This is a genomic window from Stenotrophomonas sp. Ker107b, assembly GCF_053847245.1.
Genome location: NZ_JBSPHX010000002.1, coordinates 1099720 through 1121695, shown reverse-complemented (window position 1 = coordinate 1121695; position 21976 = coordinate 1099720). Strand labels below are relative to the sequence as shown.

The window sequence follows — 21976 nt, the reverse complement described above, 5'->3', positions numbered from 1 at the left end:
TGACGGCATGTACCGGGTCTCCCGCTATCGCCCCTGGCTGCTGATCATCGCCCTGATGCTTGGCGGCACGGTGCTGTGCGCGCTGCTGGCCGGGCGCTATGCGCAGCAGCGGGCATTGGATGACGAAAGCCTGCAGGTCCGCCGCCAGCTGGGCCTGTACGCGCAGACCCTGCAGCAGCGGATCGATCGCTTCGGCACACTGCCGCAGGTGCTGGCGCTGGACCCGGACCTGCACCAGGCCGTGTCCCACCCGCTCACCGCCGCAGAACGCCAGCGGCTGAATCTCAAACTGGCCCAGGCCAACAATGTCACCCGCGCCTCGACCCTGACGCTGATCGACAAGCACGGCATCGCCGTGGCGGCCAGCAACTGGGACCAGCCGACCACCAATGTCGGCGAGGACTACAGCTACCGCCCCTATTACCAGCAGGCGATGGCACACGGCAGCGGGCACTTCTACGGCATCGGCATGACCACGGCCGTGCCCGGCTACTTTCTTTCCCAGGCGATCTACGACGAACGCGGCGCCGTGCTGGGTGTGGTCGCGATCAAGATCGAACTGCGCGCGCTGGAGCAGGAGTGGCTGCAGAGCCCGGACATCGTGCTCGCCACCGATGCGCATGACGTGGTGTTCCTGGCCAACGGTGATGCGTGGCGCTACCGCCTGCTGCGCCCACTCGGCCCACAGGAGCGCAACGAGATGCTGGCCACCCGCCAGTATGCGGATCGCTCACTGCAGCCCCTGCAGGCACGTACGCTGGAGGTGCTGGCCGATGGCGGACGCATGGTGCGCATCGAGCAGCCCGCACTGCCACGGCCGGTGCTGTGGCAGACCCTGGTGCTGAGCGAGCCGCAATGGAAGCTGCACCTGCTGCATGACGCCAGTGCCAGCACGGCGGTCGGCCGCAGCGCCGCGCTGGCTGCCGGCGGCATCTGGCTGGCCTTGTGTTTCCTGGGCCTGTTCGTGCAGCAGCGCCGGCGGCTGGCGGCACACCGGCAGCGCAGCCGGCGCGAGCTGGAGAGCGTGCTCAAGCAGCACGCACAGGAGCTGCGCACCGCCCAGGACGGCGTACTGCAGGCCGCCCAGCAGGCCGACAGCGGCCTCAGCCGCAGCCTGGCGCACCTGCCACAGGGCGTGGTGGTGATCGACAACGAGCAGAAGCTGGTGGCGTGGAATGCCCGCTATCTGGAGCTGTTCCGCTTCCCGACCGGGCTGATCCGGGTGGGCCGTCCGATCGAAGAGATTTTCCACTTCAACGCGCGCCGCGGCCTGCTGGGCCCCGGGCCGATCGACGAAGCCATCGAGCGCCGCCTGACCCACCTGCGCAGCGGCCGCCCGCACATGCGTGAGAGCGAGAAAGACGACGGCACCGTGCTGGAGATCCGCGGCAACCCGTTGCCTGACGGCGGCTTCGTCACCAGCTACGCCGACATCACCGCCTACAAGAACACCGCGCGCGAGCTGCGCTCGCTCGCCGATGCGCTGGAGCATCGCGTCGCCGAGCGCACCCGCGATCTGGATGAAGCACGCCGGGAAGCCGAGCGGGCCAACCGCTACAAATCACGCTTCGTGGCGTCGGCCGTGCACGACCTGCTGCAGCCGTTGAACGCTGCGCGGATGTTCGTCTCGGTGCTGCGCGGCAAGCTGCAGGGCGATGCCCGCGAGCTCAGCGAACATGTGGACGCCGCGCTGGCCGCGCAGGACGCCATCCTCAACAGCCTGCTGGACATCTCCCGACTGGAATCGGGCGCACTGAAGACGCATGTACGCGCCTTCGCGCTGTCGCCGCTGCTGGAAACCCTTGCCCGTGAATTCGGCCTGGCCGCCGACAGCCGCGGCCTGCAGCTGCGCTGGGTGGACACCCGTGCGGTGGTGGTCAGCGATGAGGCCCTGCTGCGCCGGATCCTGCAGAATTTCCTGTCCAATGCACTGCGTTACACCCCGCGCGGCCGCGTGCTGATCGGCTGCCGCCGCGACGGCGGTCAGCTGCGCATCGAGGTGCACGACCAGGGACCCGGTATTCCGGAGAGCCTGCAGGGCGAGATTTTCGAAGAGTTCCGACGCCTCGACGACGGCGTGGATCAGGAACGTGGCGCCGGTCTGGGCCTGGCGATCGTGGAGCGGATCGGCCGCCTGCTCGGCCACCCGATCCGCCTGCGTTCGACGTTGGGGCGCGGCAGCGTCTTTTCAGTGAGTCTGCCCCTGGGTGAGGCCGCGGACGTGGTGATCGCACCGGCGCCCGCGGTCGCCCCGGTGGTCGATAGTACCGATGACAGCCCATTGCACCACTGCCGGGTCTGGAGCATCGACGACGACCCGCGTGTCTGCGCCGCCACCCGCGCGCTGCTGGAGCGCTGGGGTTGTGTGGTGGAACTGGCCGATGGCCCGCAGGCCGCGCTGGAGATCGCCTCGGCCTTCAACGTGCCCAAGCTCCTGCTGCTGGACGTGCGCATGGGCCAGTGGCACGGCCCGGATCTGTACGAACACCTGTGCGGCCTGTGGCACGCACGCCCGCCGGTGATCCTTGTCACCGCAGAGCGCGATGACGCGTTGAAGGCCCAGGCTGCGGAGAACGGCTGGGGCTTCCTGTCCAAACCGGTGCGCCCGCCCGCGCTGCGGGCCCTGATGACACAGCTGCTGCTACGCCACCGCAGCTGAGCCCGTACCGCTAGACGCCGGCGCCCGCATCGCCTTCCGGCTCCAGCGCTTTCACCAGCACCGCCGCCTGTGTGCGGCTGTGGCATTCCAGCTTTTTCAGGATCGCGGTGACGTGCACCTTCACCGTGTTCTCGGCCAGGCCCAGCTCATAGGCGATCTGCTTGTTGAGCAGGCCATCGGCCAGGCACAACAGCACCCGGAACTGCTGCGGGGTGAGCTGCGCCAGGCGCGTGGCCAGCAGCGCATCGGATTCGGAGCGTTCGGCCGCCATCGCCGGGAACCACACCCCGCCATCGAGCACCGCCGCCACCGCCTGGCCAAGGGTCTCGGCCGGGGCAGACTTGGGAATGAAACCGGCCGCACCAAACTGCTGCGCACGCCGGATCACCCGCGGGTGATCGTTGGAGGAGACGATGACCACCGGCACGTCGGGATGCGCACCGCGTACATGCAGCAGCGAGGAGAACCCGCGTGCTCCAGGCATGGTCAGATCGAGCAGGACCAGCTCGATCTCCGCATGCTGGTCCAGCGCTGTCTCCAGCGTGGCGGCGCTGGCCACTTCGATCACAGTGACCTGCGGCAGCGCCTGGCGAAGCGAATGCACGACCGCGGCACGCAGCAGGGGATGGTCGTCGGCGACCAGAACGGTGATGTCACTCATGCGGGCCATTGTAATGAGGTTGACGGCCAGCGGCCGTCACTACCGGCATCCCTGCGGCGTAGCGGACCCAACCTGCCGATACACGTTGAGTGTCTGGAGAAGAGCCCCCTTCGTGTTGAAGGGGGCGCGCCAACGGCCTCACCGCCCCTGCTGCATGCTGCCGCGCCATGCCTCCAGGAACTGGCGGCGCTTGAGCGCGTCCAGATACACAAGCAGGCCCGGGCCGAGCTGGATCGGGCGATAACTGCGCTCCGGCGAGGCGCCCCGGCGCTGGCCCGCCGCCGGCAGGATCGGCATCAAACGCGCTTCGCGGGAGAGCACCTGTTGCCCACGGGGCGACAGCAGGTAATCCAGGAACCGGCGGGCTTCCTCTGGGTGTTTTCCGCCGCGCGGGATCACCGCGGTACGCAGCATCACCAGCGTGTAGTCCTCCGGCTCGATGATGCCCAGCGGCGCGCCGGCATCGATGCGTGCCTGCGCGTAGGAGCCCAGCACGTTGTAGACCAGCGAGAGCTGGCCGCTGCTGACCCGGTCGAGCAGCACGCCGGTGCGCTCCTCCAGCTGCACCCGGTTGTCCCCCAGTGCGCCCAGCAGCGCGCCGGCCATGCTGCCGCGCTGGCCATCCTGGGTGGCGAGCAGATACCCGACGCTGCTGCGTTGGACATCGTAGGTGCCGACCCGGCCCAGCAGCGGCGCATCCGGCGCGCGCAGCAACTCCAGCAGTTGGCGACGGGTATGTGGCACGCGCGACGCGGGCAGCGTACGCGTGTTGTAGACCATCGCGACCGGCTCATAGCTGATGCCGAATGCCTCATGCCGCCACTGCGCCCAGGCGGGCAACGCATCGGTCTGCGCCGAGCGATGCGCCAGCGCGTGGCCATCGTTGACCAGCTTGGCCTGCAGGTCCATGCCACTGCTGATCAGCAGGTCCGGTGCGGCCGAGCCGCTGCGATCACGCAGGTAACGCGCGTACATGTCCTGGGTGATGATGTCTTCGTAGATCACCTCCGTGCCGGGATGCAGCCGCTGGTAGTCGGCAATGACCGTGCCGAACACTTCGATATCCGTCGAGCCGTGGATGCGCAGCTGCGCGGTCGGCGCGCCTTGGGCGGGGAAGCGCTGCACGTCGCCGGGATCGGCGTAAGCCGTGGCGGCGAACAGCGACATCAACATCAACAGGCCCTGCCAGCGTTTCATGCGTGTCTCCTCGGCAGCCGGATGGTGGCGATGAGGCCACCGTCGACCCGGTTGGACAGGTCGATATGACCGCCATGGCTGTCCACCACGCGTTTGACGATTGCCAGCCCCAGCCCTGCACCACCGGCGGCCGCCCCTTCGCCACGCGCGAAGCGCTCGAAGACCCGCTCCGCATCGGCCGGTGGAATGCCGGGGCCGTGGTCGGCGATGGTCAGCACGCAGTGCGTATCCTCCGTGGTCAACGCGAGCTGCAACGCGCCGTCGCCACCGTATTTGAGTGCATTGTCGATCAGGTTCTTGATCGCTTCGCGCAGCAGCAGGGCATCCCCGTTGACCCACGCCGGATCGCTGGTCACCGCCAGCTGCACGCGGGGTGCCGGCAATGCCTGTGGCAACGCCTCGTGCAGGGCCTGGTGCACGATCTCGGCCAGATCGACCAGGGCGAAACGCTGCAGGTTGGCGCGATGGATCACACTGGCATCGCTGAGCAGCTGGTTGAGCAGGCGGCTCATGTGGGTCGCGTTGCGCTCGATGGCCTGCAGGCTGCGGCGCATGTCTTCGGGGTCTTCATCATCCAGCGCCAGTTGCGCCTGTGCACGCAATGCGGCCAGCGGCGTGCGCATTTGATGCGCCGCCTCGGCCATGAAGGCACGCAGGGTTTCATTGCTGGTCGAGAGCCGGCCCATGAAGTGGTTCAAGGCGCCGACCATCTGGTCCATCTCCTGCGGTGTGGACGCATCCAGTGGGCGCAGGTCGGAGGGCTCGCGTCTGGACAACTCGCGTTCGACCCTCACCAGCGGGCGCAGCGCCCGGTGCACGCCGAGCGCGACCAGCGCCAGCGACAACAGCGAGAGCACCACGATCGCCACCAGCGCGCGGGTCACCATGTCCTGTGCCAGCGCCTCGCGCGCCCGCCGGGTCTGCCCGACCTGCACACGCACCTCGGCCTGCGCGGACGGTGATGACACCCGCCGCGACACCACCACGAAGCGCACGGTTTCGCCGCTGTAGGGGGCGTCGAACAGCTGCGGGCGATCGGTCGGCGTGCGCGGTGGCGCCGGCAGATCGTCGTAGCCGGTCACGGTCTGGTTGCGCGCATCGAAAACGCGATAGAACACGCGGTCTTCCGGCGCCATGGCCAGCAGGTCGAGCGAGGCGTACGGCAGATCCACCTGCCACTGCGCATCCACCAGCGCCACCGAATCGATGATCGAGAGCGCCGAGGACACCAGCAGGTGATCGTAGGAACGGTTGGCGGCCCGCTGGCCGTAGTCACGCGCACCGAAGAACAATGCGACCGCGAACAGCGCCATCAAACCGCCCAGATACAGCCACAGCGTGCGCCGGATCGAGGTCGGTGCGCGGGCCTCAGTCACCATCGGCGCTGCCCTCGGCCGCCGCATCGTGCGCCTCAAGCAGATAGCCGCTGCCGCGCACGGTCACAATGCGCAGCGGTGCCTCGGCCAGCTTGCGGCGCAGACGCCCGACATACAGTTCGATCGCGTTGGGACCGGCCTCATCATCGAAGCCGAACAGGCCGTTGCCGATCTCGTCCTTGCCCACCACCTGCCCCAGGCGCCCCATCAGGATCTCCAGCAGACGGTACTCGCGGTTGGGCAGCTCGATCGCCTGGCCATCCAGGCTGACCCGGTGCGCGGCGTTGTCGAACTGGAAGCCACCGATCTGCACCACCTCGCTGGCCTGGCCGCGGGTACGCCGCAGCAGCACGCGGCAGCGCGCCTCGAACTCGCGGAAATCGAACGGCTTGCCCAGGTAATCATCGGCACCGACATCCAGCGCCTGCACACGGTCTTCGATGCCATCGCGCGCGGTCAGCATCAGCACCGGCGTGCTGTCACCGCGTTCGCGCATGCCGGCCAGCACGCGCAGCCCATCCAGTTTGGGCAGGCCGATATCGAGCACGACCAGATCGAACGATTGGTAGCGCAGCACGCTCGCCGCCGCCAGCCCGTCGCTCTGCCAGTCCACGGCGTGCCCACTGCGGCGCATGCGGCGCACGATCGCGTCGGCCAGGTCCGGGTTGTCTTCCACCAGCAGGATGCGCATCGGTCGGGATCGGGAAAGGTGCACGAATGCTAGCGCGTGCAGCCGCATCCGTGCGCTTCGCTGCGGTGCAGCAATGACTGACAGGTGGATGACAGCATCCCGGCACTAGGCTGCGCCATCGCGACACCACCGAACACACGGTACCTGGGAGGGGCCATGGAACTGAACGCATTGCGCTGGTGCATGCCGGCCGCCTGCACGCTGTTGTTGGCCGCACCGGCCTGGGCCGCCGACGCCAGCGACGACGACCGCCCGGTCACGGCCAGCCTCGGCGGCCGCCTGCACCTGGATTTCGCCGATTTCCACAATGACCGCCGCGGCACGCCGAACAAGGACGACACCGAGATCCGTCGCGCATGGCTTGACGTATCCGGCAAGTTCTTCGTGGTCGACTACAAGCTGGAAGCGGATTTCTCCGGCGACCGGGTCGAGGCCAAGGATGTGTTCGTCAGCCGCAGCTTCGGCGATGCCGGCAAGCTCACCGTGGGCCAGTTCAAGCAGTTCTTCTCGCTGGATGACCGCACCAGTTCCAACTACGGCACCTTCCTGGAGCGCGGCAATGCCGGCACCACGCTGGCGCCGCTGTATCGCCTCGGCGCCTCCTGGCAGGCCGCGCGCGGCGACATGACCTGGGCCGCCAGCGCCTACAGCCTGGAAAGCATCGACGCGTGGCAGGTCAAGGGCCGTGCCGCAGGTGGCCGCGCGACCTGGGCACCTGGCGCCACGGCCGGTGATGTCCTGCATCTGGGCCTGTCGCTGGCGCATGAGCGCTACGACAACCCGGGCGCCGACGGCGTCCCTGCCCTGCGCATCCGCCCGCGCCCGGCCGGTCACCTCTCCGACAACAGCCGCCTGACCCTGGTCGATTTCTCGGCCGGTCGCGATACCGACGTCAACAAGTGGTCGCTGGAATACGCACAGGTGAACGGGCCGCTGTCCTGGCAGGGCGAGTTCAGCGGCGCCACCTTCGACGACGGCAGCCAGCGCGGCAAGGTGCTGGCCGGCTACGGCCTGGTCAGCTGGTTCGTCACCGGCGAATCGCGCGTGTACGACCGCAAGACCGGGCGCTTCGGCCGGGTCAAGGATTTCCAGCACGCCGCCGGCGCGTTCGAACTGGCACTGCGCTATGACCAGATGCGCGGCGACCAGCACCTGATCGGCCAGCCCGACCTGCGCGACGGCCAGACCGAGGCGTGGACCCTGGGTGGCAACTGGTACATGCGCCCGAACCTGCGCTTCATGCTCAACCTGATCGAAAGCCGCAACCGCGACCGCCTGGCCGAGGCCACCGTGGACCGCACCCGCGCGGTCACCGGCCGCCTGCAGTACGACTTCTGATGCCCACTTTCCGCACCGTTTCTTCTGGAGAATGCAGATGATGCTGAGCATCCTCGGCTTTGGCATGGTCATTACATTCATGTACTTGATCATGAGCAAGCGGCTCTCGCCGCTGGTCGCCCTCATCACCATTCCGATCCTGTTCGCGCTGATCGGCGGCTTTGCGGCGGGCATCGACGACATGATGCTGGAAGGCATCAAGAAGATCGCGCCGACCGGCGTGATGTTGATGTTCGCCATCCTGTACTTCGGGGTGATGATCGATGCGGGCCTGTTCGATCCGCTGGTGCGGATCATCCTGCGCTTCGTCAAGGGCGACCCGATGAAGATCGTGCTCGGCACCGCCATCCTGGCGATGCTGATCTCGCTCGACGGTGATGGCTCGACCACGTACATGATCACCGTGTCGGCGATGCTGCCGCTGTATCAGCGCCTGGGCATGAACGCGTTGAACATGACCTGCGTGACCATCCTCGCCGGTGGCGTGATGAACCTCACCCCGTGGGGCGGCCCGACCGCCCGCGCCGCCACCGCGCTGCATGTGGACCCGGCCGACGTGTTCGTGCCGCTGATCCCCTCGATGGTGATCGCCTGCGCCGGCGTGCTGGTGCTGGCCTGGTACCTGGGCATGAAGGAGCGCCGCCGCCTGGGCGTCGTTACCCTGCCCCAGGGCGGCAGCTGGATGGACAACAGCGTCTCAGATGATGGCAACACGCTGCCGACGGTGGAAGACGCCGAAGACACCAAGCGCCCGAAGCTGCTGTGGGTCAACCTGGGCCTGACCATCGCCCTGATGACCGCGCTGATCCTGGGTGTGCTGCCGATGCCGGTACTATTCATGGTCGGCTTCGCGATCGCCCTGGTGATCAACTACCCGAACCTGGCCGAGCAGCGCCGCCGCGTGGTCAACCATGCCGGCAACGTGCTGTCGGTGGTCTCGCTGATCTTCGCGGCGGGCATCTTCACCGGCATCCTCAACAACACCGGCATGGTCGAGGCGATGTCGCACAGCTTCCTGGCGATCATTCCCGACAGTTGGGGTCCCTACTTGGCGGTGATCACCGCGCTGGCCTCGATGCCGTTCACCTTCTTCATGTCCAACGACGCCTTCTACTTCGGCGTGCTGCCGATCCTGTCCGAAGCGGCCGGCAACTACGGCATCACCCCGGTGGAGATGGCCCGCGCCTCGCTGGCCGGCCAGCCGGTGCATCTGCTCAGCCCGCTGGTGCCCTCGACCTACCTGCTGGTCGGCCTGGCCAAAGTGGAGTTCGCCGATCACCAGAAGTTCACCCTGAAGTGGGCGATCGCCATTTCGATGCTGCTGATGTTCGGTGGGCTGCTGTTCGGCCTGTATCCGCTTGCGTCCTGACCCGCCTACCAAGGAGCGTTCCGCCATGACTCTTCGCATCGCTTACGTCACCAGCGCCATGGGCAGTGTCGGCACTGCCATCTGCCAAAAACTGGCCCGCAACGGCCACACTGTGGTCGCCGGCTGCGCACCCAATTCCCCACGCAAGGCCGCCTGGCTGCGCGAGCAGCGCGAACTCGGCTTTGATTTCATCGCCTCGGAAGGCAATGCCGCGGACTGGGCGTCGACGGTGGCCGCGTTCGCCAAGGTGAAGGCCGAGGTCGGCGAGATCGATGTGCTGGTCAACAATGCCGGCGGCAGCCGCGATGTGCTGTTCCGGCAGATGAGCCCGGACGATTGGAACGCGGTGATGGGCTCGAACCTGCATGCGCTGTTCAACATCACCAAGCAGGTGATCGATGGCATGAGCACGCGCGGCTGGGGCCGGATCGTGAATATCGGCTCGGTGAGTGCGCACAAGGGCCAGATCGGCCAGGTGAACTTCGCGACGGCGAAGGCGGCGATGCATGGCTTCAGCCGGGCGTTGGCCAATGAGGTGGCGACGCGGGGGGTGACGGTGAATACGATTTCGCCGGGGTATATCGCGAGTCAGTCGATCAGCAGTTTTCCGCCGGATGTGTTGGATCGTCTGGCAGGTTCGGTGCCGATCCGGCGGTTGGGCAAGCCGGAGGAGGTGGCGAGTCTGTGTGCGTGGTTGGCATCGGACGATGCGGCGTATGTGACGGGTGCGGATTATGCGGTGAATGGTGGTCTGCACATGTTCTGACGGTTTTGCGCATCCGACGTGATGCGTGGCCTCCCCCACGAGGTGAGCCGCGATGCTGGTTGGCATCGCGGCTTTTTTTTCTTCCGGGATTTCGGGAACGTTGGGCTACTTGCGATGGCAATGGCAATGGCAACAGAAACTGCAACTGCAACGGTGGGGCAAAAGCCGGACTGCAGGCCCGTGTCGCGCTGGGCAGGCACGGGTGGGTTGGCGGGACCCGCTGCAAGTACGTCCGTGTAAGCTCGTGTGTTGCCATCCATGGCAACACACGGTCCCGCCAACCCACCCGTGCCTACCCTTTGACAGTGAGCTGGTGCGCAACGAAAAAGCGGGCACCTGCTGCTCCGTTGCATTGGCTTGGCTTGCTTGGATTCGTTCGCTTCGTTGACTTGCTTGGACCGCTTGCCCTGCTTGGTCCGCTTGCCCTGCTTGGTTCGCTTGGCTCGCTCGGTTCGATTGATCTGCGTAGCTTTCCCAGCTGAGGTGGCTCAGCTCGAGTCGCCTCGGCCTTGTCCGTCTGCGGCGTTGCGTTGCGTTGCGTCGCCATGGCCACCAACCAAGTGTCGGAGGCGTGGGGTGTGTGGGTTGGCGGGACCGTTGTGCCGCATGGATGCGGCTCACGAGCCCCCATGGATGGGTTTACGGCGCGTCCCGCGAACCCGCACACCCCATGCCTGGCCCAGTCATCTGAGAGGCTCTGCGCTCTAGGCGTTGCGCAGTTGGCGTTGCGCCCTTGCATCTGCGCAAAGCAAAGCCACCGACCAACGGTCGGTGGCTACCCATGCCCAAGCAAGCGGAGATCAGAACTCCGCAGCCACCGTCATGAACACCTGACGCGGCGCACTCGCGTGGATCGCATAGCGCGTTCCGGTCGGATCCGTCGGCGCGAACGAACTCAACTGACCCGCGTAACGCTTATTGGTCAGATTGGTCGCATTGAGCGACACCTTGATATCGCGCAACCCCATGCCCGGCCCGAACGAATACCCCATCCCCGCATCGAACGTCGTCACACCCGGCACCGACTGATCGTTCGTGTAGGTGTAGTAACGCTTGCCCGTGTACTTCGCACGCAGGCTGGCGAAGAAGCCATCGCGGTTCCAGCTGATCTCACTGGAGGCCATGCGCTCGGGCGTGTCCACCGTGATCTTGCCGGCCACCGGCACGATCGCACCGCCCGAGGTGTAGTTGTCCTCGTAGGTGGTCTTGTTCCACGAGAGCGCGTTGTACCACTGCAGGCCATCCATCGGCTTGAGGATGAAGGTCAGTTCCGCGCCGCGGCTTTTCACCGAGCCCACGTTGATGAAGCGCGTGATGCACTCCGGGCGCGTGCCCACTTCGATGCTGGTGCAGGGGTTGAGCGAGAGCAGGCGGTTGTCGAAGGTCACGTGATAGGCCGCGAGGGAGGCCTGGTACTTTTCGCCGAAGGTACGGAAGCCGGCTTCCAGCGTCTTGGACTTCTCCGGTTCCAACCCGGCGCTGGCCGCGAAGGACTCTGGCGAGACCTGCAGCGGGCCGCCGCTGCCACCACCGACGAAGGCGGCGATGTTCTCCGAGTAGGAGGCGAAGACTTCCTGGTTCGGGCTCAGCTTGAAGCCGATGCCGGCCTGCGGCAGTACCGCTTCCTTGGCGGTCAGGGTGCCGGAGGCGTAGCTGGCTTCGGTGCCCGGCTTGGCGTTGGCGGTCATGCGGGTGTTCGGGCTCTTGATGCCCACATCCACGGTCAGGCGGTCGTCCAGGAAGCGCATGCGGTCCTGCACGTAGAACTGGCGCGTGCGGATGTCGAAGTCCTGATCGAACAGGCGGCGGTCCGGGTGGTTGAGGTAGCCGTCATCCAGGAACGGGCCGGTGATGTAGTAGAAATTGCGCTCGACGTTGTGGTCGTTGCGCTCGTACCACAGCCCCGCTTCCAATTCGTGGATGCCCCACTGCCAGCTCAGCGCGGCGGTGATGCCCTGGCGGTTGATGGTGTAATTGGTGCTGCGGATGGAGATCGGCAGCATCTCCGGGGTGCCGGGGTTGGACGGCTGGCCCGGTGCCCACCAGTGGCCCTGGCCACGGTTCTCGTGGTGGTAGCCAAGCAGCTTCAGGCGGGCGCTGTCGCCCAGCGCGAGGTCGGCATCCAGTGAGTACAGGTTGTCGTCGCGCAGCGCGCGGCTCTGGTAGTACGCGTCATCGATGCTGTTGACGCCACCGGTGAACGCGCACTTCTGCGCGTTGTAGGTGCCCGGTGCGCAGTAGGCGGCGGCGACCGCGCGATCCCAGTCCGGCGCATAGATGTTCCAGTCCCAGCCGAGGCCACGCGCGAGCATGCTCTTGGACAGGTAGGCGTAGTTGGCCTGGCTCACGCGCGAGGTGGCAGCGAAGGCACCGAAGCGGTTGTCACCCACGTTCCAGATCGCCTTGGCGTTGAACTGGCGGGTGGTCTGGTTCTGGTTCGGTTCGGCCCACATGTCCGAATCCTGATGCACGCCGGACACATAGGCAGAGAAGCCGTTGATGTCGCCGGTGTCCACGCGCAGGTAACCGCGCCGCTGGTTGTCATCGCCGACGGTGACGCTGGCCTTGCCACCGAACTCGGTGGACGGGTCCTGCGAGAAGTACTGGATGGTGCCGCCGAGGTTGCTGGTCGAGGCGACGCCCAGCGAGCCGATGCCCTGCGACAATTCTGCGCCGGCGAGATTCTCGGCGATCAGTGCACGGGCGATGCTCAGGCCGTTGTAGTTGCCGTAGCTGTTGTCGCCCAGTGGAATGCCGTCCAGCGTGTAGCCCAGGCGGCTCTTGTCGAAGCCGCGCAGGCTGATCGTCTGCGATTCTTCGTTGGCGCCGAAGGCATCGTTGGACTGCACGGATACACCCGGCAGGCGGTCGAGGATCTTCTGGCCGCTGGTGCCCGGCGGCAGCACTTCCTTGTCCACGGCCGTGATGCGCTGCACCTGGCGGGTCTCACCCTGGCCGATCACCGAAACGGTGTCCAGGGTCTGCGCGCTGAGCGCGACGTTGGCAGCGGCGGTGGCGTCTACATCGGCAGCGTGGGCATTGGCGGCGCACAGCGCGAGCGCCACCGCGATCGTCAGGGGTCGGGTAAGCATGGTCGTCCGTTACATGGGGGAAGATGACCTGCGCAATGCAGGTGCATGACCAGCATGCGAGCGGAAGATGAAAGGATGTTTACGGTTCAGCGCATCACAGATGAATTGCGATGCAGTGCTCATTAACGCACTGGGCGCACGTAGAAGGCGCGCGCGCTTGCCGGCCAGCGGCCGGCACTACTCGGGGGCGAGCTGATCCATGCGGATGCGGTTGGCGAACAGCGAGAACGCGAGCATGCCGGCCAATCCGTTCGCGCGGCTGACCCAGTGCGGCAGCCAGCGCGGTGGGCGCAGGATGCCTTCTTCGAACAGTGGCGCGAAGGCGATCGCATCGGTCAGCGACATTTTTCCGGCGAACAGCCAGCGGCAGACCTGCAACCGATCTTCAGCCAGCATGTGGCGGAAGAAGGTGTGTACGGAGACCAGCCCGCGCAGGTACACGGTGTCCTTGGTGAAGGCCGCGCCGCCGCTCGGCGGCACCCCGCGGAACACGCGCTGGGCGGAGGCGAAACTCTCTTCGTTGTTCTGGCCGGCCTCGCAGAAGTAACGGAACACCTGGATGAAATCAGCGCCTTCGCGCGCCATGGCGATGGCTTCGGTGCGCAGGCTGATGCGCTTGAGGCGCTCGATGTCGATGCTGCCGGTGATCTGCTCGGCGAACGTAGCCAGTCCTTCCTGGGTGGCGGTGACCCGCGGCGAGGACAGCGCCAGGCTGGGCAGGTGCGGCTGCTCGCGGCCGTTGAGCGCGGTCAGCGAATGCACCAGCGCCTCGTGGTGGAACAGCTGCGCACGGTCGTAGGCGCTGAAACGCGCACTGGTGCGCAGACGGATCCGGTTCGGGCCGGCGGCGGCCTTGGAAATCAGGTCGGGATCCAGCTGGACGCTGATGATCCGCGATTCGAAGAACGCATCCAGATCACTCTGCAGCTGCAGTTGCAGCGCGGTGGCCGAGACCGGCACCTGTTCTTCCGGCGCGAGCAGCTCGTGGTCCAGCTCCTGCGCGATCTGGATGAAGTGCCGTGCGGCATCGCGGGTGCTGGGGCCGTTGCCGGGCAGCGGCTGCTCGGGCGCGCCGAACAGCTCCACCGAGTAACGGTCCACCTCGGCGGTGCCCAGCGATTCCAGCAGGCCGGCGGCCTGGTCCCAGCTGTGCGCCGAGCGCTGTACGTACAGTCCGATGGGATGGTCGGGATCGCATTGCGCGCTGATCGCGGCCAGGCGATGGCGGGTATCGGTGAAATCGAGCTTGGGGTAGTCGACCTGCGGCAGCACCGGCTGACCGCGGGCGACGCTGGCCAGGAACGGCGCCTGCAGCGCGGCCGGCCAGCTGGTCAGCCCCAGCAGCTTGATCCCGCCTACCGCCTCGACCAGTTGTGCGTCGAGCGCGGTGTGGTGGGCGACGTCACGATCCACGGTCATTGGCGTGTCCATGGACGGACAGTAGCAAAAGCTATCGTCGGCCGCCCTTTCCGCCCGGGCGCCACTGCGCGCCCTTGCCGACGTGCTTGCGCTCGATGGCCTGCTGCGCCTGGCGCACGGCCAGCTTGGCCGCGGCGGCAGCCACTTCTTCTTTCAGCTTGAAGTAGTTGAGCAGGCGCTCTTCATCCAGCGTGCCGTCATCGATGGCCGCGCGGATCGCACAGCCCGGCTCACGCTGGTGGCCGCAGTCGCGGAAACGGCATTGCGCCGACAGCGCTTCCACGTCGGAGAAGCCGCCTTCGCTCAAGGCTTCCTCACCGGTCGGCTTGAGCTCGCGCATGCCGGGCGTATCGATCAGGCAGGCCCCGGCCGGCAACGGAATCAGTGCGCGGTGGGTGGTGGTGTGGCGGCCGCGCGAGTCGTTGACGCGCACATCGGCGGTCTTCATGCGCTCGTGCCCGAGCAGCGTATTGGTCAGGGTCGACTTGCCCGCACCGGAGGAGCCGACCAGTACCACGGTCTGGCCAGCCGCGAGCCATGGCAGCAGGGCCGAGGCGCTGGCCGGGTCCTTGCCGTTGATCGCCAGCAGCGGAATGTTCTGCGCCGCCAGTTCTTCCAGCACGTCCAGGGCATCCTGGCTGTACTCGGTCTGGTCGGCCTTGGTCAGCACCACCACCGGCTGTGCACCGCCGCCGCCGACCAGCAGCAGGTAGCGCTCGATCCGGCGCGGATTGAAGTCCGCATCCAGCCCGCAGACGATGAACACCGTATCGATGTTGGCCGCGATCACCTGCTGGTGGTAATGCTCGCCGGCCGCGCCACGCTTGATCGCGGTACGCCGGGGCAGCAGGGCAACGATCTTGATGCCCTCCAGCAGCACCCAGTCGCCGACCGCCGCGCGCTCGTGGCTGGGGAAGCGTGGGCGCTGCCATTCCGGCGGGGACTCGGTCTTGATCGCCGCTTCCGGCGCATCGGAGACGATGTAGCCGGTGCGATGCTGCTCGATCACCCGGCCGGGGCGCGCCTGCGGGAACTGCTCGAACAGGGCCTGCCAGTCCGGCAGCTCCGGGCCGCCCGGCCAGGGCCAGCCAATGGTCTGCAGGGCAAGGTAATCAGTGGGTTCGCTCATCGTGCCCATTCTAATGGGTGTGGCGACCAGGCGTTGCCGCGCGGGACCGGCGCAGGCGTAGACGGACGGAAATCCTTTCATCTGCAACTGCCTTGCAGGGCCGGGCGTTGGGCCGGAAACGCTTGCCCTGCAACGCAACAATTCCGCTACCATGCGGTTTCCATGCCTGAATGACGGCCCGTTCATGTCCACGCCCCCGCTGAAGCCGCTCGCCACCCGCGAGCGCCTGTCCGAAGTCCGCTACGAGATCCGGGGCGAACTGGCGCGACGAGCGCGGGAGCTGGAGGCCCAGGGCCGCAAGCTGATCAAGCTCAACATCGGCAACCCGGGCAACTTCGGGTTCCGCGCGCCTGAGCACCTGCAGCGTGCGATCGCCGATGACATGGGCCGCACCGATCCGTACACCCACCAGCAGGGCCTGCCGGAGGCGCGCGAAGCCATCGCCGCCGCCTACGCCCGTCGCGGCGCACCCGATGCGCACCCGGACCGGGTGTTCATCGGCAATGGCGTCAGCGAGCTGATCGACCTGTCGCTGCGCGCCCTGCTGAACCCGGGCGACGAAGTGCTGGTGCCCTCGCCGGATTACCCGCTGTGGTCGGCCGCGACGATCCTCAACGATGGCCGCCCGGTGTATTACCGCTGCGCACCGGAGAACGGCTTCCAGCCCGACCCGGTCGAGATCGAGGCGCTGGTGTCCTCGCGCACCCGCGCGATCGTGCTGATCAACCCGAACAACCCCAGCGGCGCCAGCTACTCGCGCGATCTGCTGGAGCGCATCGTCGCCATCGCCGCCAAGCACAACCTGCTGCTGATGGTCGATGAAATCTACGACCAGATCCTGTACGACGACGCGCAGTTCCATGCGGTCGCGCCACTGGCCGGCGACCACCCGTGCATCACCTTCAGCGGCCTGAGCAAGGTGCATCGCGCCTGCGGCTGGCGCGTGGGCTGGGCGATGCTGTCCGGCGCGGCCGAGCGGCTGGGCGAGTTCCGCGCGGCGATGGACCTGCTCAGCGCGCTGCGCCTGTGCGCCAACGTGCCGGGCCAGTACGCCATCGATGCCGCCGTGAACGGGCCGGACACCATCTCGCCGCTGTGCGCGCCCGGTGGCCGTCTGTATGAAACCCGCCGCGCAGTGATAGAGGCCTGCAACGCCAGCGAGCATCTGTCGCTGGTGGCCCCGGCCGGCGCGCTGTACGCATTCCCGGCGGTGGTCGGTGCGGCGGCACGCAGCTTCGATGACCATGATTTCGCGCTGGAACTGATGAACGAAGAAGGCGTGCTGGTGGTCCCGGGCTCGAGCTTCAACGTGCCTTACCGCCACCACTTCCGCGTGACCCTGCTGCCCGAGCCGGAGGTGATGCGCGATGTGTTCGCCCGCATCGACCGCGCCCTGGCACGCCGTGCCGAGGCCAACACCAAGGTGGTCCCGCTCAAGCCGCGCAGTGCGGTGGCCTGATGGGCCTGCCGTACCTGGCGCTGGGCGATTCCTACACGATCGGCGAAGGCGTCGAGCCGGCCGGGCGCTGGCCGATGCAGTTGGCCGCGGCCCTGCGCGATATCGGCGTGGACGTGGACGACCCGACGATCATCGCCACCACCGGCTGGACCACCAACGAGCTTGAGGCTGGCATCGATGCCGACGCGCCGCAGGGTCCCTTCGAGCTGGTGAGCCTGCTGATCGGGGTCAACGATCAGTACCGGGGGCGCAGCGTGGACGAGTACCGCCCGCGTTTCACCGCCCTGCTGCAGCGCGCGCTCGCCTTCGCCGCCGACCGTGCACCGCGCGTGCTGGTTCTGTCGATCCCGGACTGGGGCGTGACCCCCTATGCCGTGGCATCCGGCCGCGACCGCGTGCAGATCGGGCAGGAACTGGATGCCTACAACGCTGCCGCTGCGGCCATCTGCGCCGAGCATGACGTCGCGTTTGTCGACATCACCGACCTGAGCCGCCAGCTGGGCGGCGAGCGCGTCATGCTGGCCGAGGATGGTCTGCATCCGTCCGCCGCGATGTACACGCTGTGGCACCAGCGCGCCTTCGAAGTAACGCGCGTGCTGTGGGCGGAGCCGACCCGCTGAGCGAGGCCGCGCTGCCGCTGGCCAGGGAGCAGGCCCGCAGGATCGCCACGGCGTTCCTGCCGCCGCAGCGGTTCGGCAATCGCCGCGATTATTACTATAGCCGCGGCAAGCTCGGCAGTGATCCGCTGTATCCCGGCGTGCTCGCCGCGTTGAACGATGCGCCCGCGGCGCCGTTGCTGGATATCGGCTGCGGCCTGGGGCTGCTGGCCCACGTGCTGCGCCAGCAGGGCAGCACACTTGCGTATCACGGTGTGGACATCGACGCTGGCAAGGTCGCCCGCGCCGAGCAGGCCAGCGCTCGCGCCGCGCTGCCGCAGGCACGGTTCACCTGCATGGACGCCAGTGCCGCCCTGCCCGCCCACCACGGCAACGTCGCGTTGCTTGACGTGCTGCAATACCTGCCCGCCCCCGCCCAGACGCAACTGCTGCTCGATGCCGCCGCGCGCGTGGCACCCGGCGCACGGCTGGTGATCCGCACCACGCTGGCCGACCACAGTGGTCGTGATCGCACCACGCGGATCACCGACATGCTCGCGCACCTGGTGGGCTGGATGGGCACGCGCCCACGCCACTATCCCGATGCCGAGAGCCTGCGCACCCCGTTGGAAGCCGCCGGGCTGCACCTGCGGGTGACACCGCTGTACGGCAATACCCCGTTCAACAACTGGCTGATCGTCGGCGATCGTCCGCTCGCTGCGTAGTCGCCGCGGCTCGCGCCGCCGACCGCACGCGCGCATACTCGCCCCCCTTTCCGGCACGGAGCCGCCCATGCAAAGACAGACCCGACATTCCGCGCTGGGCATCGCCGCGCTGGTCGTCAGTGCCTGCGGCCTGCTGTTGCTGGTCCTCAGCATGCATTACGCGCATGCGCCCGAACACGCGGCCATGCGCGAGCTGCCGTGGTCGCTGGCGGCCCTGCTGGGCAGCAGTGTCGGGCTGGCCATTCTGGCGGCGTTGCTCGGTCTGGGCAGCGTTCTGCAGCCGCGCCGCCGCAGGCTGTTCGGGATCATCGCGCTGCTGGCGACACTGGGGCTGGTGATCGCCCAGCTGTCGCTGGGCGGCTGGATCCGCGACCAATGGCGGACATCGCATCCGCCGAGCGATGCTGCAGGCGCACTGCCTGCTGCACACTGAGTCACTCTTTCACCGCATCGACAAGGAACCCGGATGCACACCCCGCATTCTCCCCATTCCGGCATGGGTATTGCCTCGTTCATCACTGCAGTGGGCGGCGCACTGCTGATGCTGGGGCTGATCGTCGTGGCCGGCGTCATCGAAACCACCACGCCCGGCGGCATGGAGGAGACCTCGATGTCGGCGATCCTGGTCGGCCTCGGCCTGATGTGCACCGCGCTGATGCAGCTGGTGGCCTTCGGCCTGGGCGTCGCCGGTGCATTTCAGGCAGACCGCCGCCGCGTGTTCGCGATCCTCGGCCTGGTGATCTCGATCGGCAGCATGCTCGGGGTGGTGCTGCTGATGATCATCGGCTCCCTGAGCTGATCCCGGCCTGCGCCGGGCACCGACCTGCCGTCAGTCCGGCAGACCCGGGTGCAGGCCACGTGCCTGCACCGCCTGCAGCACCGCCTCGATGATGGCCAGGTTGTGGCCATGTGCAGCGCCCTCATGCAGCAGCACGATGCTGCCCGGCGCCAGATCACGGGTGATCCGCTCGACCACCTGCCCGGGCGTGCAATCCACGCCGTCGAAACCGCGCGCGCTCCAGCCGACCCGGGTCAGCTGCCACTGCTTCAACGCGGGGGCGACGAACGGGTTGGTCATGCCGACCACGGAGCGGTACCAGCGCGGTGGCGTACCGGCGATCGCGGTGAGGGCCTGCTGGCATTGCGCGATCTCCGCGGCCATGGCCTGTCGCCCCAGCCGCCAGAACCGCGCCTGCGGGTGCCGATGGCTGTGGTTGCCCAGACTGTGCCCGCGGGCGAGGATCGCGCGGACCAGGTCCGGCTGCGCCTGCGCGCGTTCACCGACCAGGAAAAAGGTGGCCCTGGCCTCGTAGCGGTCCAGCAGATCGAGCACCGCCGGGGTTTCCGCCGAGGGGCCATCATCGATGGTCAGCCAGACCTGGCGGGCATCCCCGGGCAGGCGGCTGAGCACGGGGGCATAGAAGCGGCTGTTGGGGAGGAACACCGGCACCATGAACAGGGCATGGGTCGCCACCATCAGCGGCAGGCCGTAGCGCCAGCCCCAGGCGGCCCAGACCAGCACCACCAGCAGCTGCGACAGCACCAGCCACGGCAGCCAGCGCCAGGGGCGGCGGGGAATGCGATACAACGTTTCCGGTACGGTCATGCCCCATGATGCCATGCCGCGTAGAATAGGCGGTTCGCATATCCGGACCCTGACCGTCATGTCCCTTGATCCCGCCCTGCGCTCGCGCATCGAATCCATTCTCAACGCCAACCGCGTCGTGCTGTTCATGAAGGGTCAGCCGAGCATGCCGCAGTGCGGTTTCTCGGCCAAGGCCGTCGGCGCCCTGCAGGACCTGGGCGTGGAGTTCGACCACGTCAACGTGCTGGCCGACGCCGACATCCGCGAAGGCATCAAAGCCTATGGCGAGTGGCCGACCATCCCGCAGCTGTACATCGACGGCGAGCTGATCGGTGGCAGCGACATCATCCTGCAGATGGCCGGCAACGGTGAGCTGAGCAGCGTGCTCGGCCTGGCCGCACCGGACCGCACCCCGCCGCGCATCACCGTGACCCCGGCCGCCGTGGAAATGCTGCGTGGCGCGCTGGCCGATTCCCCGGGTGCCTCGCTGCAGCTGGGCATCGACGCGCGCTTCCAGCCGAACTTCCAGCTGGCCCCGCACGATGACAACGCGATCGCCGCCGAGTCCAACGGCCTGCGCGTGCAGTTCGATCTGGCCAGCGCCCGCCGCGCCGAAGGCATCACCATCGACTGGGTCGACGACATCCGTGGCAAGGGCCTGGCAATCGACAACCCGAACGCGCCCAAGGCCGTGCAGGAACTGAGCGTGCGCGACGCCGACGACCAGCTCCGCGCCGGCAGCATCACCGTGGTCGACGTGCGCCCGGCCGACGAGCGTGCGATCGCGGCGATCAACGCCCCGTTCGAAACCTTCGACGGCGACAACCGCGCCCGTCTGGAAGCTCTGCCCAAGGACACCGCGCTGGCCTTCCTGTGCCACCACGGCGGCCGCAGCGCACAGGCGGCCGAGCAGTTCCGCGCCCTGGGCTTCACCAAGGTGTCCAACATCACCGGCGGCATCGATGCCTGGTCGAATGAGGTGGACAACGGCGTGCCGAAGTACTGATCTTCAGCACGTTGCGGGACAAGAAAAACGCCGGCATTGCCGGCGTTTTTTGTTCGTGGTGCCGGTGGCGTCCATGCACCGGTTACCCCGCAAATCCGCCCTCGGCCAGATAATCCAGCTCTTCCGGGGTCGGCATCCGACCCAGCACCGCGTTGCGGTGCGGGAAGCGGCCGAAGCGGCGGATGATGTCGCGGTGCAGCTCGGCGAACTGCAGGTATTCCTTGTCGCCCAGCACATCGAACATCGCCACCGAACGCTCCTGGTCCTGCGGATCCTCGGAGTGCTCGAAGGGCAGGTAGATGAAGGCACGCAGCTTGGGCACCAGCTGCAGGTCCAGGCCCTCCTCTACCGCACGCATGGCGTAATGACGTGCAAGGCCATCGGTGGCGTAGGCGTGCGCCGTATCGCGGAAGCAATTGCGCGGGAACTGATCGAGCAGGATCATCAGTGCGAGCGCGCCTTCGGCGCTGCTCAGCCAATGCTCGCGGGCGCGGCGGGCGGCAGCGAAATGTTCTTCCTGGAACTGCTGGCGGAAGCGCGCGTCGAACGCGTCATCGCGCGTGAACCACTTCTGCGGTCCAGCGTCGCGCCAGAATTCCACTACTTGTGCCGCCACGTCCATTTACTACCCCTGTAGGTGGCGCCCCAAGACGCTCACCCGTTCCATTGCCGTTACTCGTCAAAGCGCAGGTGGCGGACCGACTTGCCGTTGCGCCGTATTAGCTTAAGCGCCTCGATACCGATCTGGATATGGTTCTCGACGAACTGGGCGCTGACCGCGGCATCGGACGCCTCGGTTTTCACTCCATCGGGGATCATCGGCTGGTCGGCGACCAACAGCAAGGCCCCGATCGGATCACGGGCGTCGAAACCGGCCGCGAACGGGGTCGCCCACCGCATCCATGTGG

Annotated in this window: 19 protein-coding genes and 1 pseudogene; 10 read left to right on the top strand and 10 right to left on the bottom strand. The window is 67.2% G+C overall.

Annotation, left to right across the window (positions count from 1 at the left end; all coding sequences use genetic code 11):
- Positions 1 to 7 precede the first annotated feature (7 nt).
- A complete protein-coding gene (locus ACWV8V_RS14825) occupies positions 8 to 2659 on the top strand; it encodes a hybrid sensor histidine kinase/response regulator (RefSeq protein ID WP_455900082.1) in 2652 nt (883 codons plus the stop codon).
- A 10-nt stretch (positions 2660 to 2669) separates the two neighbouring features.
- On the opposite strand, the gene ACWV8V_RS14820 is transcribed toward ACWV8V_RS14825, so the two are convergent.
- The 4 genes from ACWV8V_RS14820 to ACWV8V_RS14805 all read right to left on the bottom strand — a co-directional run bounded on the left by ACWV8V_RS14820 (position 2670) and on the right by ACWV8V_RS14805 (position 6584).
- Entirely contained in the window at positions 2670 to 3320 is a 651-nt protein-coding gene (locus tag ACWV8V_RS14820; RefSeq protein WP_259259176.1) for a LuxR C-terminal-related transcriptional regulator, read from the bottom strand.
- 138 nt (positions 3321 to 3458) lie between these two features.
- Positions 3459 to 4493 (bottom strand): ABC transporter substrate-binding protein, encoded by a 1035-nt coding sequence (locus tag ACWV8V_RS14815; RefSeq protein ID WP_455900130.1) that lies wholly within the window; start codon positions 4491 to 4493, stop codon positions 3459 to 3461.
- Positions 4494 to 4513: 20 nt separating this feature from the next.
- Positions 4514 to 5896, bottom strand: coding sequence for a sensor histidine kinase (locus ACWV8V_RS14810; protein WP_259259175.1), 1383 nt, complete (start codon positions 5894 to 5896; stop codon positions 4514 to 4516).
- The gene (locus tag ACWV8V_RS14805) at positions 5886 to 6584 is read right to left on the bottom strand and encodes a response regulator (RefSeq protein WP_455900081.1); all 699 of its coding nucleotides are present in this window, start codon (positions 6582 to 6584) and stop codon (positions 5886 to 5888) included. The genes ACWV8V_RS14810 and ACWV8V_RS14805 overlap by 11 nt, the downstream gene beginning before the upstream one ends.
- Before the next feature lie 156 nt (positions 6585 to 6740).
- On the opposite strand from ACWV8V_RS14805, the gene ACWV8V_RS14800 reads away from it, so the two are divergent.
- The 3 genes from ACWV8V_RS14800 to phbB are packed head-to-tail and all read left to right on the top strand — an operon-like array spanning position 6741 to position 10057.
- Positions 6741 to 7922: an OprO/OprP family phosphate-selective porin gene (locus ACWV8V_RS14800; protein WP_346468634.1), complete on the top strand. Its 1182-nt coding sequence runs from the start codon at positions 6741 to 6743 to the stop codon at positions 7920 to 7922.
- Between the two features lie 40 nt (positions 7923 to 7962).
- Positions 7963 to 9291, top strand: a complete 1329-nt coding sequence (locus ACWV8V_RS14795) for a CitMHS family transporter (RefSeq protein WP_070473693.1) — start codon at positions 7963 to 7965, stop codon at positions 9289 to 9291.
- A 25-nt stretch (positions 9292 to 9316) separates the two neighbouring features.
- Complete coding sequence (gene phbB, locus ACWV8V_RS14790) at positions 9317 to 10057, top strand: acetoacetyl-CoA reductase (RefSeq protein ID WP_019183776.1); 741 nt, start codon at positions 9317 to 9319, stop codon at positions 10055 to 10057.
- 800 nt (positions 10058 to 10857) lie between these two features.
- Here the strand turns inward: phbB and ACWV8V_RS14785 are convergent.
- The 3 genes from ACWV8V_RS14785 to rsgA all read right to left on the bottom strand — a co-directional run bounded on the left by ACWV8V_RS14785 (position 10858) and on the right by rsgA (position 15697).
- Positions 10858 to 13149 carry a TonB-dependent receptor gene (locus ACWV8V_RS14785; RefSeq protein WP_455900080.1) on the bottom strand — a complete coding sequence of 764 codons (2292 nt, stop codon included), beginning with the start codon at positions 13147 to 13149 and terminating at the stop codon, positions 10858 to 10860.
- 177 nt (positions 13150 to 13326) lie between these two features.
- Positions 13327 to 14568 carry a flavohemoglobin expression-modulating QEGLA motif protein gene (locus tag ACWV8V_RS14780; protein ID WP_429000478.1) on the bottom strand — a complete coding sequence of 414 codons (1242 nt, stop codon included), beginning with the start codon at positions 14566 to 14568 and terminating at the stop codon, positions 13327 to 13329.
- A gap of 31 nt (positions 14569 to 14599) precedes the next feature.
- A complete protein-coding gene (gene rsgA / locus ACWV8V_RS14775) occupies positions 14600 to 15697 on the bottom strand; it encodes a ribosome small subunit-dependent GTPase A (RefSeq protein WP_455900079.1) in 1098 nt (365 codons plus the stop codon).
- A gap of 184 nt (positions 15698 to 15881) precedes the next feature.
- On the opposite strand from rsgA, the gene ACWV8V_RS14770 reads away from it, so the two are divergent.
- The 5 genes from ACWV8V_RS14770 (at position 15882) to ACWV8V_RS14750 (ending at position 19276) form a co-directional block, all read left to right on the top strand.
- Positions 15882 to 17156 (top strand): pyridoxal phosphate-dependent aminotransferase, encoded by a 1275-nt coding sequence (locus ACWV8V_RS14770; protein ID WP_259259168.1) that lies wholly within the window; start codon positions 15882 to 15884, stop codon positions 17154 to 17156.
- Positions 17156 to 17776 carry an SGNH/GDSL hydrolase family protein gene (locus ACWV8V_RS14765; protein ID WP_455900078.1) on the top strand — a complete coding sequence of 207 codons (621 nt, stop codon included), beginning with the start codon at positions 17156 to 17158 and terminating at the stop codon, positions 17774 to 17776. The genes ACWV8V_RS14770 and ACWV8V_RS14765 overlap by 1 nt, the downstream gene beginning before the upstream one ends.
- Before the next feature lie 17 nt (positions 17777 to 17793).
- Positions 17794 to 18477 (top strand): class I SAM-dependent methyltransferase, encoded by a 684-nt coding sequence (locus ACWV8V_RS14760; RefSeq protein ID WP_346468661.1) that lies wholly within the window; start codon positions 17794 to 17796, stop codon positions 18475 to 18477.
- Between the two features lie 67 nt (positions 18478 to 18544).
- The gene (locus ACWV8V_RS14755; protein WP_455900077.1) at positions 18545 to 18910 is read left to right on the top strand and encodes a hypothetical protein; all 366 of its coding nucleotides are present in this window, start codon (positions 18545 to 18547) and stop codon (positions 18908 to 18910) included.
- A 33-nt stretch (positions 18911 to 18943) separates the two neighbouring features.
- On the top strand, positions 18944 to 19276 hold the full coding sequence (locus ACWV8V_RS14750; protein ID WP_259259165.1) for a hypothetical protein: 333 nt from the start codon (positions 18944 to 18946) through the stop codon (positions 19274 to 19276).
- Positions 19277 to 19306: 30 nt separating this feature from the next.
- Here ACWV8V_RS14750 and ACWV8V_RS14745 read toward each other — a convergent pair whose 3' ends face one another.
- Entirely contained in the window at positions 19307 to 20083 is a 777-nt protein-coding gene (locus ACWV8V_RS14745; RefSeq protein ID WP_455900076.1) for a polysaccharide deacetylase family protein, read from the bottom strand.
- A gap of 58 nt (positions 20084 to 20141) precedes the next feature.
- Here ACWV8V_RS14745 and grxD point away from each other — a divergent pair, with 58 nt between their 5' ends.
- Entirely contained in the window at positions 20142 to 21068 is a 927-nt protein-coding gene (gene grxD / locus ACWV8V_RS14740) for a Grx4 family monothiol glutaredoxin (RefSeq protein ID WP_121039705.1), read from the top strand.
- An 82-nt stretch (positions 21069 to 21150) separates the two neighbouring features.
- Here the strand turns inward: grxD and ACWV8V_RS14735 are convergent, their stop codons facing one another.
- A complete protein-coding gene (locus ACWV8V_RS14735; protein WP_259259161.1) occupies positions 21151 to 21690 on the bottom strand; it encodes a DUF924 family protein in 540 nt (179 codons plus the stop codon).
- A 50-nt stretch (positions 21691 to 21740) separates the two neighbouring features.
- Positions 21741 to 21968 (bottom strand): annotated as a pseudogene (locus tag ACWV8V_RS14730) (AMP nucleosidase); the annotation flags it as partial.
- Positions 21969 to 21976 lie beyond the last annotated feature (8 nt).

Bases quoted from the DNA above. Each gene is read 5' to 3' on its own strand.
- ACWV8V_RS14800 (WP_346468634.1), top strand. From the start codon at position 6,741: ATGGAACTGAACGCATTGCGCTGGTGCATGCCGGCCGCCTGCACGCTG.
- ACWV8V_RS14745 (WP_455900076.1), bottom strand. From the start codon at position 20,083: ATGACCGTACCGGAAACGTTGTATCGCATTCCCCGCCGCCCCTGGCGC.
- phbB (WP_019183776.1), top strand. From the start codon at position 9,317: ATGACTCTTCGCATCGCTTACGTCACCAGCGCCATGGGCAGTGTCGGC.
- ACWV8V_RS14825 (WP_455900082.1), top strand. From the start codon at position 8: ATGTACCGGGTCTCCCGCTATCGCCCCTGGCTGCTGATCATCGCCCTG.
- ACWV8V_RS14755 (WP_455900077.1), top strand. From the start codon at position 18,545: ATGCAAAGACAGACCCGACATTCCGCGCTGGGCATCGCCGCGCTGGTC.
- grxD (WP_121039705.1), top strand. From the start codon at position 20,142: ATGTCCCTTGATCCCGCCCTGCGCTCGCGCATCGAATCCATTCTCAAC.
- ACWV8V_RS14750 (WP_259259165.1), top strand. From the start codon at position 18,944: ATGCACACCCCGCATTCTCCCCATTCCGGCATGGGTATTGCCTCGTTC.
- ACWV8V_RS14795 (WP_070473693.1), top strand. From the start codon at position 7,963: ATGCTGAGCATCCTCGGCTTTGGCATGGTCATTACATTCATGTACTTG.
- ACWV8V_RS14765 (WP_455900078.1), top strand. From the start codon at position 17,156: ATGGGCCTGCCGTACCTGGCGCTGGGCGATTCCTACACGATCGGCGAA.
- ACWV8V_RS14810 (WP_259259175.1), bottom strand. From the start codon at position 5,896: ATGGTGACTGAGGCCCGCGCACCGACCTCGATCCGGCGCACGCTGTGG.
- ACWV8V_RS14815 (WP_455900130.1), bottom strand. From the start codon at position 4,493: ATGTTGATGTCGCTGTTCGCCGCCACGGCTTACGCCGATCCCGGCGAC.
- ACWV8V_RS14780 (WP_429000478.1), bottom strand. From the start codon at position 14,568: ATGACCGTGGATCGTGACGTCGCCCACCACACCGCGCTCGACGCACAA.
- ACWV8V_RS14805 (WP_455900081.1), bottom strand. From the start codon at position 6,584: ATGCGCATCCTGCTGGTGGAAGACAACCCGGACCTGGCCGACGCGATC.
- rsgA (WP_455900079.1), bottom strand. From the start codon at position 15,697: ATGAGCGAACCCACTGATTACCTTGCCCTGCAGACCATTGGCTGGCCC.
- ACWV8V_RS14785 (WP_455900080.1), bottom strand. From the start codon at position 13,149: ATGCTTACCCGACCCCTGACGATCGCGGTGGCGCTCGCGCTGTGCGCC.
- ACWV8V_RS14735 (WP_259259161.1), bottom strand. From the start codon at position 21,690: ATGGACGTGGCGGCACAAGTAGTGGAATTCTGGCGCGACGCTGGACCG.
- ACWV8V_RS14770 (WP_259259168.1), top strand. From the start codon at position 15,882: ATGTCCACGCCCCCGCTGAAGCCGCTCGCCACCCGCGAGCGCCTGTCC.
- ACWV8V_RS14820 (WP_259259176.1), bottom strand. From the start codon at position 3,320: ATGAGTGACATCACCGTTCTGGTCGCCGACGACCATCCCCTGCTGCGT.